Origin of the sequence: Sulfurifustis variabilis, assembly GCF_002355415.1 — a bacterium.
Taxonomy (GTDB): Bacteria; Pseudomonadota; Gammaproteobacteria; order Acidiferrobacterales; family Sulfurifustaceae; genus Sulfurifustis; species Sulfurifustis variabilis.
Window position 1 is genome coordinate 3,253,985 of sequence record NZ_AP014936.1, and the last position, 17,588, is coordinate 3,271,572.

The 17,588-nt window shown below is 68.5% G+C and carries 17 protein-coding genes; 7 read left to right on the forward strand and 10 right to left on the reverse strand.

The annotated features are described in order from the left end of the window. Nucleotides 1-89 precede the first annotated feature (89 nt). From SVA_RS19870 to SVA_RS15715, 7 genes are all read left to right on the forward strand, one after another. Nucleotides 90-257 (forward strand): hypothetical protein, encoded by a 168-nt coding sequence (locus tag SVA_RS19870; RefSeq protein WP_169924143.1) that lies wholly within the window; start codon nt 90-92, stop codon nt 255-257. A gap of 214 nt (nt 258-471) precedes the next feature. Continuing rightward, on the forward strand, nt 472-1,125 hold the full coding sequence (locus SVA_RS15690) for an OmpW/AlkL family protein (RefSeq protein WP_096462116.1): 654 nt from the start codon (nt 472-474) through the stop codon (nt 1,123-1,125). Between the two features lie 47 nt (nt 1,126-1,172). Then, nucleotides 1,173-1,568 (forward strand): DsrE/DsrF/DrsH-like family protein, encoded by a 396-nt coding sequence (locus SVA_RS15695; RefSeq protein WP_096462117.1) that lies wholly within the window; start codon nt 1,173-1,175, stop codon nt 1,566-1,568. Nucleotides 1,569-1,650: 82 nt separating this feature from the next. Further along, nucleotides 1,651-1,899: a sulfurtransferase TusA family protein gene (locus tag SVA_RS20090; protein ID WP_420823892.1), complete on the forward strand. Its 249-nt coding sequence runs from the start codon at nt 1,651-1,653 to the stop codon at nt 1,897-1,899. Between the two features lie 27 nt (nt 1,900-1,926). Then, nucleotides 1,927-3,060: an NAD(P)/FAD-dependent oxidoreductase gene (locus tag SVA_RS15705; RefSeq protein WP_096462118.1), complete on the forward strand. Its 1,134-nt coding sequence runs from the start codon at nt 1,927-1,929 to the stop codon at nt 3,058-3,060. 9 nt (nt 3,061-3,069) lie between these two features. After that, nucleotides 3,070-3,618, forward strand: coding sequence for a helical membrane plugin domain-containing protein (locus SVA_RS15710; protein WP_096462119.1), 549 nt, complete (start codon nt 3,070-3,072; stop codon nt 3,616-3,618). An 18-nt stretch (nt 3,619-3,636) separates the two neighbouring features. Beyond that, nucleotides 3,637-4,209 (forward strand): DUF4337 family protein, encoded by a 573-nt coding sequence (locus tag SVA_RS15715; protein WP_096462120.1) that lies wholly within the window; start codon nt 3,637-3,639, stop codon nt 4,207-4,209. Between the two features lie 102 nt (nt 4,210-4,311). Here SVA_RS15715 and SVA_RS15720 read toward each other — a convergent pair whose 3' ends face one another. The 10 genes from SVA_RS15720 to SVA_RS15765 all read right to left on the reverse strand — a co-directional run bounded on the left by SVA_RS15720 (nt 4,312) and on the right by SVA_RS15765 (nt 17,554). After that, nucleotides 4,312-5,472 (reverse strand): phospholipase D-like domain-containing protein, encoded by a 1,161-nt coding sequence (locus SVA_RS15720; protein ID WP_096462121.1) that lies wholly within the window; start codon nt 5,470-5,472, stop codon nt 4,312-4,314. 47 nt (nt 5,473-5,519) lie between these two features. Next, the gene (locus tag SVA_RS15725) at nt 5,520-5,957 is read right to left on the reverse strand and encodes a YHS domain-containing protein (RefSeq protein ID WP_096462122.1); all 438 of its coding nucleotides are present in this window, start codon (nt 5,955-5,957) and stop codon (nt 5,520-5,522) included. Nucleotides 5,958-6,051: 94 nt separating this feature from the next. Next, complete coding sequence (locus SVA_RS15730) at nt 6,052-6,246, reverse strand: hypothetical protein (RefSeq protein ID WP_197703254.1); 195 nt, start codon at nt 6,244-6,246, stop codon at nt 6,052-6,054. Nucleotides 6,247-6,478: 232 nt separating this feature from the next. Then, a complete protein-coding gene (zwf, locus tag SVA_RS15735; protein ID WP_096462123.1) occupies nt 6,479-7,888 on the reverse strand; it encodes a glucose-6-phosphate dehydrogenase in 1,410 nt (469 codons plus the stop codon). Between the two features lie 26 nt (nt 7,889-7,914). Then, nucleotides 7,915-10,911, reverse strand: coding sequence for a transketolase (locus SVA_RS15740; protein WP_096462124.1), 2,997 nt, complete (start codon nt 10,909-10,911; stop codon nt 7,915-7,917). A 57-nt stretch (nt 10,912-10,968) separates the two neighbouring features. Beyond that, entirely contained in the window at nt 10,969-11,724 is a 756-nt protein-coding gene (locus tag SVA_RS15745) for a hypothetical protein (RefSeq protein ID WP_096462125.1), read from the reverse strand. A 10-nt stretch (nt 11,725-11,734) separates the two neighbouring features. Further along, the gene (locus SVA_RS15750) at nt 11,735-12,142 is read right to left on the reverse strand and encodes a c-type cytochrome (protein ID WP_197703255.1); all 408 of its coding nucleotides are present in this window, start codon (nt 12,140-12,142) and stop codon (nt 11,735-11,737) included. 222 nt (nt 12,143-12,364) lie between these two features. Then, nucleotides 12,365-14,494: a glycogen debranching protein gene (locus SVA_RS15755; protein WP_096462126.1), complete on the reverse strand. Its 2,130-nt coding sequence runs from the start codon at nt 14,492-14,494 to the stop codon at nt 12,365-12,367. Nucleotides 14,495-14,559: 65 nt separating this feature from the next. Beyond that, nucleotides 14,560-16,164 carry an SPW repeat domain-containing protein gene (locus SVA_RS15760; protein WP_197703256.1) on the reverse strand — a complete coding sequence of 535 codons (1,605 nt, stop codon included), beginning with the start codon at nt 16,162-16,164 and terminating at the stop codon, nt 14,560-14,562. Then, the gene (locus SVA_RS15765) at nt 16,157-17,554 is read right to left on the reverse strand and encodes an NAD-dependent epimerase/dehydratase family protein (RefSeq protein ID WP_096462127.1); all 1,398 of its coding nucleotides are present in this window, start codon (nt 17,552-17,554) and stop codon (nt 16,157-16,159) included. The genes SVA_RS15760 and SVA_RS15765 overlap by 8 nt, the downstream gene beginning before the upstream one ends. Nucleotides 17,555-17,588: the final 34 nt, after the last annotated feature.

Here is a 17,588-nt window from a genome sequence, read left to right on the forward strand (position 1 = left end):
GAACAATCGCCCAGGGATGCCGAAGTTCCTTGTGTGAAGCAGCACTTCGCAGTCGTCGGTGAACGGAATTGCCCGCGCACGGGTTGCCGATGACGAGCCTGATCGAGGCCACCGAGCGGGAGCTCGAATGGGCGAGTTTTGGTTGGCAAGCGCACGCGTGCGCCGAACACGAGCGCCTGGTTCGCACGAACGCCCGGGCCCTCGGCCTCGGTCGCGACCCGCTCGCCGAGAACTTCCGCTTCCCTGTGCGAAATTGAAGCTCGCCCCGCGAAGCATGTGATCGAACGAAGGAAACACGCGCATGACGGCCGAAGGGCCTGAAGCGGCACTTCGCTGTCACCGCTGACGTGAGGACTTAGGTCGTTGTTTCCTTGCGCTTTCGCCGCCTGGCACGGCGCCTGCTAGGGAGCGTCGGTCGGCGCCGGCGCACGCTCGCGCCATCGCGTGACCAGAGGAGCGAGGAAGAAAACCATGATAAGCAGACCGGTCGCAATCATCGTCGCTACCGCTCTAATGCTTAGCGGCACCTTGGCGCAAGCGGAGCAGAATTGGATGGTCCGGGGCCGAATCCTCAATGTCGCGCCAAACGACAGCAGCGGGGAGGTGTCCACGCTGCCAGGATCGGGCGTCGAGGTCGACGGCGACACGACCCTTGAGCTCGATTTCACCTATATGTTCACCCGCCACGTGGGCGTCGAGTTCATCCTGGGAACAAGCAAGCACACGCTCAAGGGAGACGGCACCATTGCCGCGCTGGGGGAGATCGGCGAGGCGCGCACCCTGCCGCCCGTCGTGACGCTCCAGTACCACTTCGCACCCGACGGAACGGGCATGCGGCCGTACGTCGGCGTAGGCGCGAACTACACGAAGTTCTACGACGAGAGCGTCACCTCGTCACTCGAAGCGGCACTCGGGCCGACGAAGCTCGAGATCGATGACTCGACCGGGCTCGCCGCGCAGGTCGGAGTTGATTTCCCGATCGGCGGGCGCTGGCTCCTGAACCTCGACGCGAAGTACATCGTGATGGAAACCGAGGCGACGTTGAGGTCGGGGGGCGTATCGCGCCGCGTCGATATCGATCTGAACCCCTGGTTCCTCGGCTTCGGCCTCGGCACGCGCTTCTGACGCCGACGCCGCCGGCTGACCTGCATCGGCTCCGATCGACCGTATCCATGGCCTCGAACAAGCTCAACATCATGGTCCTCTCCGGCACGCGCGAACGGCTGCAGATGGCCGCCATGCTCGCCTCCGTGGGTGCGGTCAGCGGCAACCAGGTAGCTGTCTTCCTGTCGATGAATGCCCTGCCGTTCTTCCTGCGAAACGGCGATATGCCGCCCCCGCCGGCCGAGGGGCCAGTGGGTGCGCTGATGGAAACAACGAAAGTGCCGCCGTTCACGGAGCTGTTTCGACAGGCGGTCGAGCTCGGCGATGCCCGGATCTACCCCTGCTCCATGGCTATGGACGTGCTGGGCGCCACGCCCGACAAGTTGGAACCTTTCCTCGCGGAGCCCCTCGGTCTGACCAAGTTTCTCAACGACGCCGAGGGCGGCCAGGCGTGGACGTTCTAGGAGGCACCGCGTCGTGTCGAAACCGAAGATCATCGGCCCGGAACAGTCCTGGGGCGCGCGTCTCGAGAGGAAGTGGCGCAGCATCCCGGTCGCGCGGGCGAGCGCGCCGAGAAAGGTCATCGATGCCCGTGGGACCTTCTGTCCCGGTCCGCTGATGGAGCTGATCGCCGCCATGAAGATCGCGGAGGTGGGCGACGAGATCGAGGTGCTGTCCAGCGACCGCGGCTCGGCGTCCGACATCCCGGAATGGATCCGCAAGGTCGGCCATGAGCTCATGTCGACGAGCGAGCAGGAGGGCGTGTGGCATGTCGTGGTTCGAAAGGCGAAATGATCTGAACCACTCGAAGCAGGAGGAGCAATGCGGATACTGATCGTCGGTGGCGGAATGGGCGGCACGATTCTCGCGAACAACCTCGCGCGGCGCCTGAATAACGAGCTCAAGACCGGCAAGGCGCGCATTACGATGCTGTCCGCCTCGGACAAACACATGTATCAGCCGGGCCTGCTCTACGTCGCGCTCGGGCGCATGACCCCGGACGAGCTCTATCGAGACCAGGCGAGCTTGCTCGAGCCCGGGATCGAGTTTCACGTCGACCCGGTCGACGAGTTCCAGCTCGACAAGAATCAGGTCAAGGCGAAAAGCGGCAAGACCTACGGCTACGACCTGATCGCCATCGCCACCGGCTCGCGCCCCGTCCCGGAGGAGATACCCGGCCTCGCGGAGAACTCGATCAACGTCTACACCGAGGAGGCCGCGCTCAAGTTCTTCCAGACCATCAGCCGGTTCCAGGGCGGGCGCGTGGTGATCGCGGTGGGCGTACCGCACAAGTGCCCGATGATCCCGCCGGAGGTAACGTTCACGCTGTACGACTACTTCAAGAACCGCGGCCTCGCCGACAAGGTCTCGTTCCACTACACCTACCCGATCGGGCGGTTGCACAGCCTCGAGCCCGTGAGCAAGTGGATGGAGGGCGAGTTCGCCCAGCGCGGCATCACCTCCGAGACCCTATTCAACATCAAGGAGGTCGACGGGAAGAAGCGGGTCGTGCGCAGTCTCGAGGGCTCGGAGGCGAAGTACGACCTGCTGGTGGCCGTGCCCGCGCACAAGGGCATGGAGGTCATCGAGAAGAACAACCTCGGCAAGGGCGGATGGATCCCGGTCGACCGCAACCGCCTCAACATCGAGGGCCACACGAATGCCTTCGCCCTCGGCGACACCACCAACATCCCGATCAGCAAGGCCGGCTCCACGGCGCACTTCGAGGCCGAGGCGCTCGCTGAGAACCTGGCCTCGATCGTGAAGATCGGCAGCCCCACGCGCGACTACGACGGGAAGGTGTTCTGCTTCATCGAAGCTGGCAAGGACAAGGCGACGTATGCCATGTTCAACTACAACAACCCGCCGGACCCCAAGCCGCCGACCAAGTCCATCCACTGGTTCAAGATGGCCTACAACCAGCTGTACTGGACGAGCGCGCGCGGGTTGCTTTAGGAGACGGCCATGAACGATGCCATACAGGGTGACGGCGCCGCCGCCGAAATCGAACGCCTGGTGGCGAGCGCGCAGGACGCGCTTACCGACGACATGGTTACGCGCCTGAGCGCGACCGTCGGCGATGGACTCGACCTGCTCGACCGCGTCAACCGCAGCGGCATCGCCCGCGCCTTGCCGGCGATCGCGCAGCTCGTCGAGAACGGCGATCTCGACCGGCTGGTCAGCCTCGCACGCCTCTTCGCCTCCATCGAAGATTCGCTCTCGGACGATATCGTGAGCCGGCTGGCGACCGTCTGGGCCGGGACGGCGGCGCTCGTCGACAAGCTCGGGCGCAACGAGGGCTTCGTGAAACTGATCGACATCCTCGGGCGCGAGGAAGTGCAGCGCGCGCTGATCGACCTGGCCGAGTCCGCCTGCGCCGCCAGGACCGAGGCCGCGGCGCTGCCGGCCCCTAAGGGTGGCCTAGGCGGGCTGTGGCAGCTCGCCAAGGACCCCGGTACGCAGGGCGCGCTGCGCTTCGTGGCGCTGGTGAGCAGGCAGTCGCGCAAGCGATGAGGGGATGTCGAGGGATTAATGTCTGGACACGACGTGCATGCACACGGTCCGCACGATGACGAAGTCGAGCACCAGGCCCGACACGGCCCGGGGTTGGCGCAATATGTGGCGATCTTCACCGCGCTCCTTGCCTCGTTGGGAGCCGTCGTCAGCTATAACGCGACCACCGCATCGAATGAGGCCATGCTGTATAAGCACGAAGCAGCGCTCAAGAAAGCGGAGGCGTCCAAACAATGGATCAATTATCAATCCAAGAGCACCGAGGGTTACCTCATGCAAGCGGTGGCGGACTTGAGCGCGCCGGCCAAGGCTCAAAATCACCCCACGCAAGTCGAGCGCATCGAAGAGGAGAAGCGTGAAATCGAGCGCCAGGCGGAGGCGCTGGAAGAAGAGTCGCGCCGTGCTGACGCAGAGAGCGAGCGCTTGCTATACCCGTCGCACCGTGCGGACCAGGCGTTGACGCTGATACAGGTCGCGATCTCGCTCGCGTCCATTACGGTGCTGACGCGCAAGAAGTGGTTGTTCGCGTTTGCCGGTATTGCAGCGGCGGGCGGCGTGATATTAGCCGGCATGTCGTTTTTCTTTGCCTGAACCGAAACCGTGAGGAGGGCGGCTCGAGCTCGCCGGGACAGACGACCCGGTGCCTCTCCGCGCAAGCGACTGCTCGCCAGACGGAGGGGAATAACCTCACGCCTACAGCCAGCGCCGCACCAGCCAGCCCGTCGCCTCCGACAGCCGCTTGGGCCAGCCGCGCGCGAGCCATTCGCGCGGCACGACGGGCGCCGCCTCGGCGAGGTCGGCGCGGAACCGGCGCTCGAGCGCCGCCGCGAGCGGCGCATCGCGCGCGACCAGGTTGACTTCGTAGTTGGTGAAGAAGCTGCGGTAGTCCATGTTTGCGGTACCGATCGTGCTCCATGCGCCGTCGACGACCGCGGTCTTCGCGTGCAGGATGCGCGGCAGGTAGCGGTAGATGCGCACGCCGGCGGCGAGCAGCGGCGCGAAGGCCGCGTGCGCCGCCCAGTGGACGATCCCCACGTCGACGATCCCGGGCACCAGCAGCCGTACGTCGACGCCGCGCGCCGCGGCGGCCTCGAGCGCGCGCTGGCTGCGCGTATCGGGCACGAGGTACGGGGTCGTCAGGTAGATCCGCTCTCGCGCCGCCTCGAAGGTTTCTGCGTACAAGCAGTGCAGGCGGTGCTCGCACGCGTAGGAGTTGTTCGAGACGAGCGCGGCGGCCGCGCCTCCGACCGCGCGCCACTGCCAGCGCCGCTCGCCGCGCCAGAAGGCGTCGAAGAGCCCCGCGGCCTGCTCGGCCAGGGAGCCGCGCAGCCCCACGTGGGTGTCGCGCCAGCGCTTCTCCCCGTAGCGCCGGCGCGAGTTCTCGCGGTGGATGTTGAAGCCGCCGAGGAAGGCGCGCTCGCCGTCCACGACGAGGAGCTTGCGGTGGTTGCGGCGGTTGTAGCGCAGCGGGCGGCGCCAGCGCCAGCGATGAAACCAGCGGAACTCGACGCCCTGGTCGCGCAGATATCGCTCGAGCGACCGGGAGGCCCAGAAAAGCGAGCCGACCGAATCGATCTGCACGCGCACCGCGACACCCGCGCGCGCACGCTCGCCGAGCGCGCGGGCGAACTCCCAGCCCACGTCGTCCGTGGCGAAGATATAGCTCTCGAGCCGCACGCTGCGCGCGGCCGAGCGGATCGCAGCGAGCATCGCGTCGTAGAGGGCGTCGCCCTCGGTGTAGAGCTCGAAGGCCTCGCCCGCCGGCAGCAGGGAGGGCGCGCACCGGACCGCCTCGCCGGGGCGAGGCGCGGCCGACGAAGGACCCGCTCCGCTCTTCCAAGGCGGCTCCGGCATTTCCGACCGCTCGTGTCCCGCGCGAGGAGGAAGGCCGCGATGACGACTCAGCAGCCCCGCCGGCGAGGCCGTTCGCGCGCGGCCTCGGCCGGATGCACGGGGTGGCCCACCGCCTCGTGCGCGTACTCTTGCGGCGCGGCTTCGAAGCGGTCGCGGTTCTCCTTCGAGGCGAAGTAGTAGACCTTGCCGCCGTGCACGGACGTCAGCGCCTGCGCGGTGCGCACCGCCTCGCCGCTGACGGGATCGATCGCCGCCTCCGGCGCGTCCGCGGCCCCCGCGCGATCCGCGTGTCCGCTGCGCTCCTCGTGCCCGCCGTGGCCGCTGCCGTGTCCGCGGCCGCCGCCATGGCCGCGCCCGATGCCTCCCAGCAAATCGACGAGGCCACCCCCGTGGCCGCCGACGTGACCGCCGCCCCGGCGGAGAAGGAACAACGCCGCCCCGGCCGCGAGGACCAGCCAGAGCCAGTTCTGCGATAACCAATCCATGTCCCACCCCCTCATTCGCCGCTCGAGTGATAACGATAGCCTGTGCCGCGCCGCACGGGCGCCGCCGCGGCACGTCGCGCTGCGCCCTCCGCGGTCAATGGCAACAGCAGCCGCCCTTGGTGCTCGCGGCCAAGGTCTGTGGCTCGGCGGGCGCCGCCGGATAGCCCGCTGCCGCCAGCGCCCGGGTCAGCTGGTCGACCGTGCTCTGGCCTTCGATCCGCACGCGCCGGCTGCCGAGGTCCACCTGCACGCGCGCCTCGGGGTCGACCGATTTGACCGCGCGGGTCACCGTCCGCGCAGTGGCCGCAGGTCATGCCCTTCACGTTCAGCTCAATCATCGGGTGCTCCTGTCGTGTGCGCTCTTCAGTCATGGGTCTTGCCGGTTGAAGCGGTTTGCGCGCCAACCGTGTACAAGGTGCCCGTTTGCCGCTGTCTTGTTCTTGATGGGGATCAAACTACAAGCCCGCTGCCCGATGCGGCGCAAAACCTCGCGCTGCGCGCGGTCGTGCGCGCGCTGCCGCTCAGGGTGCCCGCTCCGGAAGAGGGTTGTGCCAGCCGTCGTGGGCCGCGATGAGCCGATCCGCCTCCTTCGGCCCCCAGCCCCCGGGCTCGTAAGGGAGCGCCGGGCCATGATCGACCAGCACCGGACCGACCACCGCCCAGGCGGCCTCGATCGAATCCTCGCGGGCGAAGAGCGCGCCGTTGCCGGCGAGGGCATCTCCCAGGAGCCGCGCGTAGGGCGCTTCCTCGTCCGGGTGCTCGTGCAGCAGGTAGAGCTCGCGCTGCTCGCCCACGAACTCCTTGCCCGCGCGCTTGACGCGTGCCGCGACGCCGATCGCGTGGCTCGGCGAGAGCCGGAAGCGCACGTAGTTGGCGCGGCCGTCCGCCGGCCAGGAGTCGGCGAACAGCCGCTGCGGCGGGGGCTTGAGCTCCACGAGCACCTCGGCCGCCGTGTACGCCAGGCGCTTGCCGGCGCGCAGATACCACGGCACGCCCTGCCAGCGCCACGAATCGATGCAGAGCTTGAGGGCGCTGTAGGTCTCGACATCCGAGTCCTTCGCCACCCCGGACTCCGCGCGGTAGCCGGCGTACTGGCCGCGCACGAGGTCGTCGCGCGCAAGCGGGCGCATCGCCTGGAACACCTTGGCCTTCTCGACGTGCACCGCGCCGTAGCCGCGCGTCGCCGGCGGCTCCATGGCGAGCAGCGCGACGATCTGGAACAGGTGGTTCTGCACCACGTCGCGCAGGCAGCCGACGCTCTCGTAGAACCGGCCGCGGCCCTCCACCCCGAAATCCTCGGCGAGCGTGATCTGGACGCGCGCCACGCAGTTGCGATTCCAGATCGGCTCGAGGAAGGAGTTGGCGAAGCGGAAATAGAGGATGTCCATGATCGCTTCCTTTCCGAGGAAGTGATCGATCCGAAAGATCGCGTCTTCCGGGAACGCCGAGCGCGCGATGCGGTTGAGCTCGCGCGCCGAGGCAAGGTCCCGCCCGAACGGCTTCTCCACGACGACGCGCGCGCCCCCGGCGAGGCCCGCGGCGGCGAGTCCCCGGATCACCGTTGCGAACAGCGCGGGCGGGATGGCGAGGTAGTGCGCCGGGCGCTGCGCGCCGCCGAGCGCGCGCTTGATCGCCGCGTACGTGCCCGGGTCGTTGTAGTCGCCGCTCACGTAGCCGAGCCGCGCGAGCAGGCGCTCGAGGGCGCGGCGGTCGTCGGTCGCGCCCGAGCTCGCGATGCTCTCTTTCGCCCGTTCGCGCAGCTCCGCCGCACTCAGCTTCGAGCTGGCGACGCCGACCACCGGGGCGTCCAGTTCGCCGCGCCGCGCGAGCGCGTAGAGCGCCGGGAAGATCTTCTTGCGGGCGAGGTCGCCCGTCACCCCGAAGAGCACCAGGGCGTCGGAGCGCGCCACGCTGTCGTCGAGGTCGTACATCGGTCCGTCTCGCTCGCGACGGAGCATTAGCCGTACACGCGCCACCTCGGGGCAGCACGCCGCTCCGCGCCGAGCATCTCGCGCACCGCGGTTTCGATGGCGTGCCCGGAGATCCCGTGGCGGTCCAGCATTTCCGACGGCTTCCCCGAGCGCGGCTCGCCGTCGACGGCAAGGTGCCGGAACGCGATGCCGATCCCGGCCAGGGCCGAGGCCACCGCCTCGCCGAGGCCGCCCGCGCGCCAGTGGTCCTCCACCACGACGATGCCGCCGGTCTGCCGCGCGGCCCGGCGCAGGGTCTCCGCGTCGAGCGGCTTCACCGAGTAGGCGTCGATCACGCGGAGGGGAATGCCCTGGCGCTGCAATTTTTCCTGCGCCGCGAGCGCCTCGTGCAGCGTGATCCCGGCCGCGACGACGGTGAGGCGATCGCCGGCCGACTCGCGCAGCACCTTGGCGCCTCCGACCGGAAACGGCTCGTCGTCGCCATACAGCACCGGCGTTTTGGCGCGCGTCGTGCGGATATAGACGATGCCCTCGGTCTGCATCGCGGCCTCGGTCAGGCGCTCGGCGCTCACTGCATCGGCCGGGTAGAGTACGGTGCTCCCCGCGACCGCCCGGAACATCGCGAGGTCCTCGAGCCCCATCTGCGAGGGACCGTCCTCGCCGATGGACACGCCCGCGTGGCTGCCGTTGAAGACGAGGTGTTTGGGCGCGCTGTGGCCGGCCATGCGGATGAAGTCGAAGGCGCGCGTGAGGAAGCAGGCGAAGCTCGAGACGTGCGGGCGCTTGCCCATGGCCGCGAGACCGAGCGCCACACCCGTCAGATTCTGCTCGGCGATGTGGCCCTGGAAGAACCGGTCGGGATAGGCCCGCTCGAAGTGTTCGGTATAGGTCGAGTTCTTCACGTCGCCGTCGAGCACCACGAGGTCGCGGAAGCTGCTGCCGAGCTTCTTCAGCGCCGCGCCGTAGGCGGCCCGGGTGGCCACGAGCTCGCCCGGCCTGTAGCTCACCTCGATGGGCGCCGCCCCTTCGACGGAAGGCGGCCGGTCGGGGCCGGCGACCCGGCGCGGCTCGACCCGCAGGCGTTGATCGACCTCCACGATCTCTTCGAGCGCCTTGCGCGCCTGTTCCTGGTCCAGCGGTTTGCCGTGGAAGCCGCCCTTGCCTTCGAGGAACGACACGCCCTTGCCCTTCTCGGTGCGAGCCAGAATCGCGGTCGGTCCGCCCGCGCGGGCCTGTTCGAAGGCATCGAGCAGGTCAGTCACCTTGTGACCATCTACCTGTATCGTCTGCCAGCCGTATGCCTCGAAGCGCTGCTCGAAGACGGAAAGATCGTGGTCGTAAGGCGCCGGCCCGCTCTGCCCGAGGCCGTTCACGTCGACGATGGCCACCAGCCCGGAAAGTTTGTTCAGCGCGGCGAACTGGGCGGCCTCCCACACCGAGCCCTCGGAGCACTCGCCGTCGCCGAGGAGGCAGTAGACCCGGCCGTCGATGCCGTCGAGGCGATCGGCGAGCACGATGCCGCAGGCCGCGGCGAGCCCCTGGCCGAGCGACCCCGTGGCCACCTTGACCCAGGGGTTGCGCGGCGTCGGATGGCCCTCCAGCGTGCTGTCGATGCGGCGCAGGGTCATCGGATCTTCGGCGATCGCCCCGGCTTCGTAGAGCACCGCCCAGAGCGCGGGCGCGGCGTGCCCCTTCGAGAGCACGAAGTGGTCGACGTTGCGGGCCTCCGGCGCGGTGGGGTCCCAGCGCAGCTCGTGGAAGAAGAGCGTCGCCATGATCTCCGCCGCCGACATGCTCGAGGTCGGGTGTCCCGAGCCCGCCTCGGTGGTCATGCGGATGATCGTGCGGCGCAGCTTCTGCGCCATCTGCTCGAGCGGACGGGCGACATCGCGGCGCGCGAGCTTGCGCGCCTTCTCGGCGAGGATCGCGAGGGACGCATCGTAAGGGTCAATGAACTTCTGTATCCCCTCGTTGAGCAGCTGCCCCGCGACCCGGCCGAAGTCGATCCCGATTCTCCGCAGGTCGCGCATGACCTGCTCGGCCTCTTCGATTTCCTCCTCCACCGAGTCCGTGTCCGGCACTGCCCCGTGGTCGGCGAAGGCCGCGATGGTCTCGTCGGGCATGGTGTTCACGGTGTGCGGCCCGATGAGCGGCTCGACGTACATCACGTCCCGGTAGCGGGGATTCTTCGTGCTGGTGCTCGCCCAGAGCAGCCGCTGCACCCGTGCTCCCTTCGCCTCGAGCCACCGCCAGCGCTCGGCTGCGATGATCGTCTTGAAGCGCTGGTAGGCGAGCCTGGCGTTGGCGACGGCCGCCCGACCGAGCAGACGCTCGGCGACGGGGCTCGCCCCGTGAACCGCGCCCGGCCGGATGCGCTGCGCGAGGAGTGGATCGACCAGCACGTCGATCCGGCTCAGGAAGAAGCTCGCGACCGAGGCGATGCGCTCGATCGGTAGACCCGCCGCGAGCCGCCGCTCGAGCGCTCGGATATAGGCCCAGGCAACCGATTGGTACGCCGGAATGGAAAACAGCAGCGTGACATTGACGTTGATCCCTTCGAACAGGCACGCCTCGATGGCGGGCAGGCCGGCCCGCGTGCCGGGGATCTTGATCAGCAGGTTCGGGCGGTCGACCGCGTGCCAGAGCCGCCGCGCCTCCGCCCGGGTGGCCTCGGTGTCGTGCGCGAGGTGCGGCGAGACCTCGAGGCTCACGAAACCGTCGCGACCCTCCGAGACATCGTAGACGGGGTGGAGGATGTCGCAGGCGTCGCGCACGTCCGTGGTGGTGAGCGCCTCGTAGATCTGTGGCACGGTGCGGCCGGCGGCGACGGCCTCCTCGATCTGCCGATCGTACAGGTCGCTCGCCGCGATCGCCTTGCCGAAGATGGCGGGATTCGAAGTGATTCCACGGAGACCCTCCTGATAGGCGCGCCGATGCAGCTCCCCGCTCTGGATCTTGTTGCGAGTGAGATTATCGAGCCAGTAGCTCTGGCCGTGGTCAGCGAGCTTGAGAAGGGTGTCCATGGCTTTCTCCTTGCTCCATCGCGCAATCCGTTTCGGCTCATCCGGTGAGAAGAAAGGTCAGCTCTCTTTGGCACCGGCCGCGCGGCCGGCGAGCCACATCTCCCAGAGCGAGACGACGATCTGCGCCGCGAGCGCGAGCCCCATGAGCGCGCCGCCGATCACGACCACCCACGCGAACACGGGCTCGACCTTGGTGATCCACCACGAGCCGATGTCGGCCCAGATGGCGAGGTACGGGGCCGCGAGGATCGGGGCGCGCCATTTCCAGGAGATGCCGCTCAGCGCGAAGATCAGGCCGGTGAGCAGGAAGATGATGCTGATGCCGAAGAGGTGCACGTGCGAGACGCGCGCGAGCTGAAGCAGGCTCGCGCCGGTGTCGACCTGCGCGAACCGGCTGACCTCCTCGAAGCTCGTGAGCGGCGGGACCGGCAGGCCCGAGGCCTTGCTGTGGCACGCGACGCAGTTCCGGTCGAGGATCGGCTTGACGGCGGCGAAGCCCTCGCGGTCCGCCCCGCCGCGCAGCCAGGCGATGAGCTGTTCGCGGTCGGCGGCGCCGATCCGGCTCGCCATCGAGCCGCGCAAGGCCGATTCGAGCCGCGTGTTGCCGCGCTCGCCGTAGTACTTCGCCGCCACCGCCGGGACCAGCCACATGCCCATCTCGCGGTGGGGATCGACGTCCTGGAGGAAGAGATAGTAGATCGCCGCGAGGAACCCGAGGCCGATGGTGATCAGGAAAGACGAGAACAGCACCCGCAGGGGGAGCGAAAGCGTGCGCAGGGTGGCGCCGCTCAGGAACCCCCGGTCGCCGTTCATGGCCGACCCCCTAGCGCCCGAACGCTTCGCGCATGTAGCGCAGCACGGCGATGGCGTCCTGCCCGGTGAGCGACGGGTCGCCGCCCTTCGGCGGCATCGCGACCGGCGCGCCCGGCGCCTGGTAGCCCTCGAGGATGCTCTTCACGAGCGCGTCGTCGGGCTTTCCGAGCGATCCCTTTTTCCCGCCGAGCGCGCGCATGCCGGGCAGCGCACCCTTGCCATCGCTTCCGTGGCAGGCAACACAGGTGCGCCCGTAGACCGCCTTGCCGTGGGATGCCGCCTCGGCGGCGCCCGCCCCCGCGGCGAGCACCACGCCGAGCGCCGCCGCCCGGATCGCCCTGCTCGTTTCACTTGCCTCGCCGGGCGAGACCGGCAATTCGCGCGTGCTCACCCGTCCTGATGTGCCCATCTTCTTCATATCGCGATTTCCTCCGCAACGGGCGGGCAGCGAGCACCTCCTGCGAACCGCCCCGACAGGGTCCCTCGCCCAGGTAACGCCGCGCCGCCCTTCCGGGAGTTGTTTCTACACCTGTGCGCCGCGCGCAGGTCAACCACTTGCGCGGCAGGTAGACTCGCATCCGCGCGACGCCGACACGGGTGTAGACGCGCGCCCGCATCCTCTTCGCTCCGGTCCGCACGCTCATGGCGAGCGCTTCCGGAGCAGTATCGCGACGGAGCGCGCCGCGACCCGGTAGCGCAGGGACGGCAGCCCGCTCTCGCTGCCCGGCTCGAGGAAATCGAGGGGACTGTCCAGGCCCGTGTCGACCACCCGCCGCCACTCGCCGGCCGTTCCCTCCTGGACGTGAAAATCGAGATCCTCCCACCAGACGTTGATCATGACGTAGAGGTCGTCGTCGCCGAGAGCGGCCCCGTGCACGCAGAACGCGAGGCTGTGCGAGTCATGCGCGAGATCGGGCCGCGCGCCCACGCCGTACCAGCGCACGTCCTCGCGCCAGAACCGGCTGCGCCCGAGCGACGGGTGCCCTTTGCGGAAGGCGATCATGAGCCGGAAGAAGCGCGCGACGTCCGCGTTCGCCTCCCGCCGGCGCCAGTCGAGCCATGCCGTCTCGTTGTCCTGGTTGTAGGGGTTGTTGTTGCCGCCCTGCGTCTGCATGAACTCGTCGCCCGCGCGCAGCATCGGCGTGCCGTTCGACAGGAACAGCAGGCAGCAGAAATTCTTCACCTGGCGCTTGCGCAGGCGCAGCACCTCGGGCGGTGCGCCCTCGTCGCCCTCGAAGCCGCAGTTCCAGCTATAGTTTTCCGCGGGACCGTCCGTGTTGCCGTGGCCGTTGGCCCAATTGCGCTTGGCGTTATAGGCGACGAGATCGTAGAGCGTGAAGCCGTCGTGCGCGGCGACGTAGTTCACGCTCTGGTGCGGGCGATACGCGTGCGCCAGGTCATCGGGAAAGAGATCGTCGCTTCCGTACAGGCGCCGCATGAGCAGCGGCACCATGCCGGGATCGCCGCGGACGAAGCGGCGCACGTCGTCGCGGAACCGGCCGTTCCACTGGCAGGCCGTGATGCCCGGGAACGCGTGCCCGAGCTGGTACGCGCCGCCCGCGTCCCACGGCTCGGCGATCAGCCGCAGGCCGGCGAGCCCCGGGTCCGAGGCCATGTCGGACAGCAGCGGCACCTCTGTCGGGTCTATCGAGCCGTCGAGGCCGCGCGTGAAGATGGACGCGAGATCGAATCGGAACCCGTCGACGCCCATCTCGTGCGCCCAGTGCCGCACGCTGTCCATGATCAGCTTGCGCACGGCGGGGTTGGCGCAGTTGAGCGTGTTGCCGGTGCCCGAGAAGTTGGCATAGGGCCGGTCGGGACGCTCGGAGATGAGATAGTAGGTACTGTTGTCGATGCCCTTGTAGCTGTAGGTCGGGCCCGTGTGGTCGCCCTCGCCCGTATGGTTGTACACGACATCGAGCACGACCTCGATGTCCGCCGCGTGCAGCGCCTCCACCATCTCACGAAACTCGTCGTGCTGCGACTCGTGCCCGCGGCGGACGAGGTAGCCGTTGTGCGGCGCGAAGAAGTTGAGCGGGTCGTAGCCCCAGTAGTTACCGTCGGACGGGTCGAACTGAAAGACCGGCATCAGCTCGACCACCGTGATGCCGAGATCCTCGAGATACGGAATCTTCTCGATCACGCCGGCATACGTGCCGCGCGCCTCCTTCCGCACCCCCGAGCTCGGGTGCCGGGTGAAGCCCCCGACCTGCAGCTCGTAGATCACCGCCGACGCCTCGTGCCGGACGGGCCGCGGCCCTTGCCGGTGCTGGCGCCCGCGGTCGCCGGCGATGACGCCGAGCGGCGCCTTGCCGGCATTCGAGCCGGGCAGCGCGGCCGCGAGGCGGTCGAGCGCCGGTGGAAAGAACACGGATCTCGCGTAGGGATCGAGGAGCACCTTGTCGCGATCGAACGCGTGCCACTCGAATCGCCCGGCGGGCGGCGGGCCGTCCACGCGGTAGGCGTAGTACGCCGCGCCCTTCATCGCGTCCAGGGGAATACGGCAATGCCAGACCCGGCCCGACTTGTTTCTGAGGTGATCGTAGAAATGCACGAGCACCGGGTTGACGAGGTCATCCGGGGCGTAGAGCAGCAGGGCGACGCTCTCGGCGTGTTGCGAGTACAGCGCGAAATTGAACGCCCGCTCATCTTGGATCCAGGTCGCGCCGAGCGGAAACGGCAGCCCTTCTGCCGCCGCCCGGGCGCCTGGCGGGATCTGGACGCGCTCCTTGCCGGCGACGGCGATGGCAGTGTTCCTCGCGGACGTCATCGACTTACGGCCGCCCCGTGCTCGCTCGTTCCCAAGGACCATGATGCCTCCGGTGAATTCGCGCCTTAAACGATGTAGCGGTCCCAGCCCGCATACGAATCCTTGATCGGCCCGCGCGGAAGCGAGAGCGCGATGAGAAGCGCGCCCCCGATGACGCCGTTCCAGGTCGAGAGCGCCGAGCCCGCGCCGTCGAGCAGCCAGGGCGCGGCCATCAGCCAGGCGCCGAAGAGGACGTTGATGAAACGCACGCTGCGTGCCACCTCCGAGAACGCCATGATCGCGAACACGACGACCAGCGAGCCGACCAGGTGGTCGCTGTTGGCCATGTCGCCCGAGTTGCCGAAGGTGAGCCGCGTGAGCATGAACGAGATCCCGATCGCGACGCTCGCGAGCAGCATCCACGGGACGCTGTTGCCGCGGTTGGCCTCACGGAACATCTCGCGCGGCGTGCCGAGCAGGCCCTTGGACGTATCGTCCGAGCCGCCCTCCATCGCGTCTCCCATCCAGAACGTGCGCCAGAACGGCTTGCCCTTCCGGCGCGCCCAGAGCAGGAACTGGCCCATGGCGACGAACTCGTCGAGCTGGTACGGGATCATGATGGTCATCAGGAGCGCCGCGATCAGGCAGAGCGTGCACCAGGTGCCGATCACGATCGGCTGAATGATGATGAAGTAGATGCTCACCACCCCGAGCGGCACGATGAGCACGGTGATGCCGAGCACCATCCAGGGCATGGTGCGCCAGCGGTCCTTGCCGCCCATCCAGGTCATGGCGAGCTCGAGCATGTAGACGATGGCGCCGAGCGCGCCGTCGGGGATCGGCCAGGCCTTGGAGACGTCCGAGGTGATGATGGTCTCCGTGCCGTTCATCACGCCCTGCATCTCGCCGCTTCCCGCGAAGAACGGCTCCCACACGCCATCGAGGTGGCCGAGCTGGTAGGCCCCGAGGACGCGCGCGATGAAAAAGCCGATGAGGGCGAGGATCGCGATCGGCATGCGCTGCACCCAGCTCGCCGGCGTGTACGCCCAGCCGGGCGGGATGTCGGGCTTGCCCATCATGCCCTCCATGCTCATGCCGGGCATCATCGGCACGAGCACCGCGAACGCGATCACGAGCGCGCCGACGAGCGTGTCGTTGGCGTAGGCCTCGGGCAGCGGCGTCCAGAACACGAGCGGCGCGAACAGCAGCCAGAAGCCGACGAACGCGTTGGCCCACTGCGCCCAAGGGAAGCGCCGGTAGGAATCGGCGGAGAGTGCGCTGAAGATCACGACGAGCACGCCGCTTGCGATGTCGCTCCAGGTCATCGCGAGGTTGCGCCACTCGAACGACGGCAGCCCGCGCTCTCCCAGGACCCGCAATTGGTTCGCATCGGGCACGAATTCGCTGAGATAACCGAGCGTGAACGGGCTCGTGATCAGCCAGAGCCCGAGCATCAGGTTCATGTAGTGCGGCCAGAGGAGCTTGCGATGGTCCGCGACCATCATGTCGGCGTGCGCCCCCGCGTGCTCCCGCACCTGCTCCATGGCCGCGCCGCGCGGCACCAGTTTCATCCCGCACTTGGGACAGTTGCCCGGCTCGCGGGTCACGACCTCGGGGTGCATCGGGCAGGTGTACTCGACCGCCTGCGCGGCGGGCATCGCATGGCCGTGGCCGGCGTGCTCGTCAGACATGGGCTTCTCCCGGGACTTGGCGCAGTTCGAGCGACATGCCGCACTGGGGACAGCGGCCGGGTTCGTGGCTTGCGACCTCGGGGTGCATCGGGCAGGTGCACGCGAGCGCCCCGGCCGGGAGCGCCTCGGGTTCGAGGCCAAGCCCGCACCTCGGGCAGTTTCCGGGCGTGGCCTGGGCGACCTCGGGGTGCATGGGGCAGATATGTACCAGTCGGCCCTCCGGCAGCCCTGCTGCTTCGCTCCCGTGCGCGTGTGCCGCGGCGGGCGCGGGCTCGTGCGCCGCCGCCTTCTTCGCCGCCGCCTTCTTCTCGCGCTCCACCGCTTTCTTCAACGACGACGGCGGCTCGAGGCCGTGCTCACGGTACCAGCCGATGGGATCGGCCTCGAGCGCCGCGACCATCCTGGGCAGCGTCTGGCGCAGCGAGCGGCGCGGCGCCCAGCCGAGCAGCGTGCGGGCGCGCGCGATGTCGAGCGCGTAGTGGTCGTTGGCCCGGTCGATCATCCACGGCTTGATGAACTGCTCCTTGCCGGGGAGGAGATCCTGGGCCCAGGCGCCGAGCTTCGCGATGAGCCCCGGGACGCTCTGCGTCTCCGTGGACTTCTTGTGCAGCAGGCGCATGAAGGTGTGCTGGAGCTCGTCGTAGCTCAGCGTCTCGGGCTCGCCGATCAGGATCGCCGTCTCGGGCGGGAGCTGCGCGCGCCGCTCGATCGCCTGCTCGATCGCGTCGACCACGTCGTCGAGGTGCACGAAGGCCTGGCCGTGGGAGGTCTCGCCGGAATAGAGACGGCCGGCGAGCTGGCCCTCGTAGATGCGCTGGATCTGGTGCGCGAGCGGCGGCGAGTGGCAGACGTCGTCGTAGACGCCGGCAAGACGCAGGATCACGGCGGGAATGCCATCGCGCTCCTCCCGGATGAGCGCCTCGGTGCGCACCTTCGATTCCGGGTAGGCCCAGGTCGGCCCGATCGGCCAGTCCTCGTTGATGAACTCCCCCGGCTCGCCGGGCTTGTGCACGAGCATGGTGCTCGAGAAGATGAACTGCTCGACCTCGAAACCCTCGCGCAGGCCACGCAGCAGGCGGCGCGTGCCCTCCACGGTGATCTGGTCGTACTTCGCGCTCGGCTTGCCGAGAAAGTCATAGTAGGCGGCGAGGTGGACCACCGATGCGATGCGCGTGCCGTGGTGCTCCCGCAGGACGTGCAGCGCCTCGCGGACCGCGTCGTCCGACGAGATATCAACGGGAATGCGCTCGCAGCCGGGCGGCGGCGGGGTCGGCGCCTGGCGATCGAAGCCCACCACATTGCTGTAGCGCCCGGTCAGCCGCTGCACCACTGCGGCTCCGATGCGCCCGTTGGAGCCCGTGACCAGGAGGATACTCCTTTCCGCGTTCATGGCTGTCACTCCATGTCAGGATTGCGAAGATCGC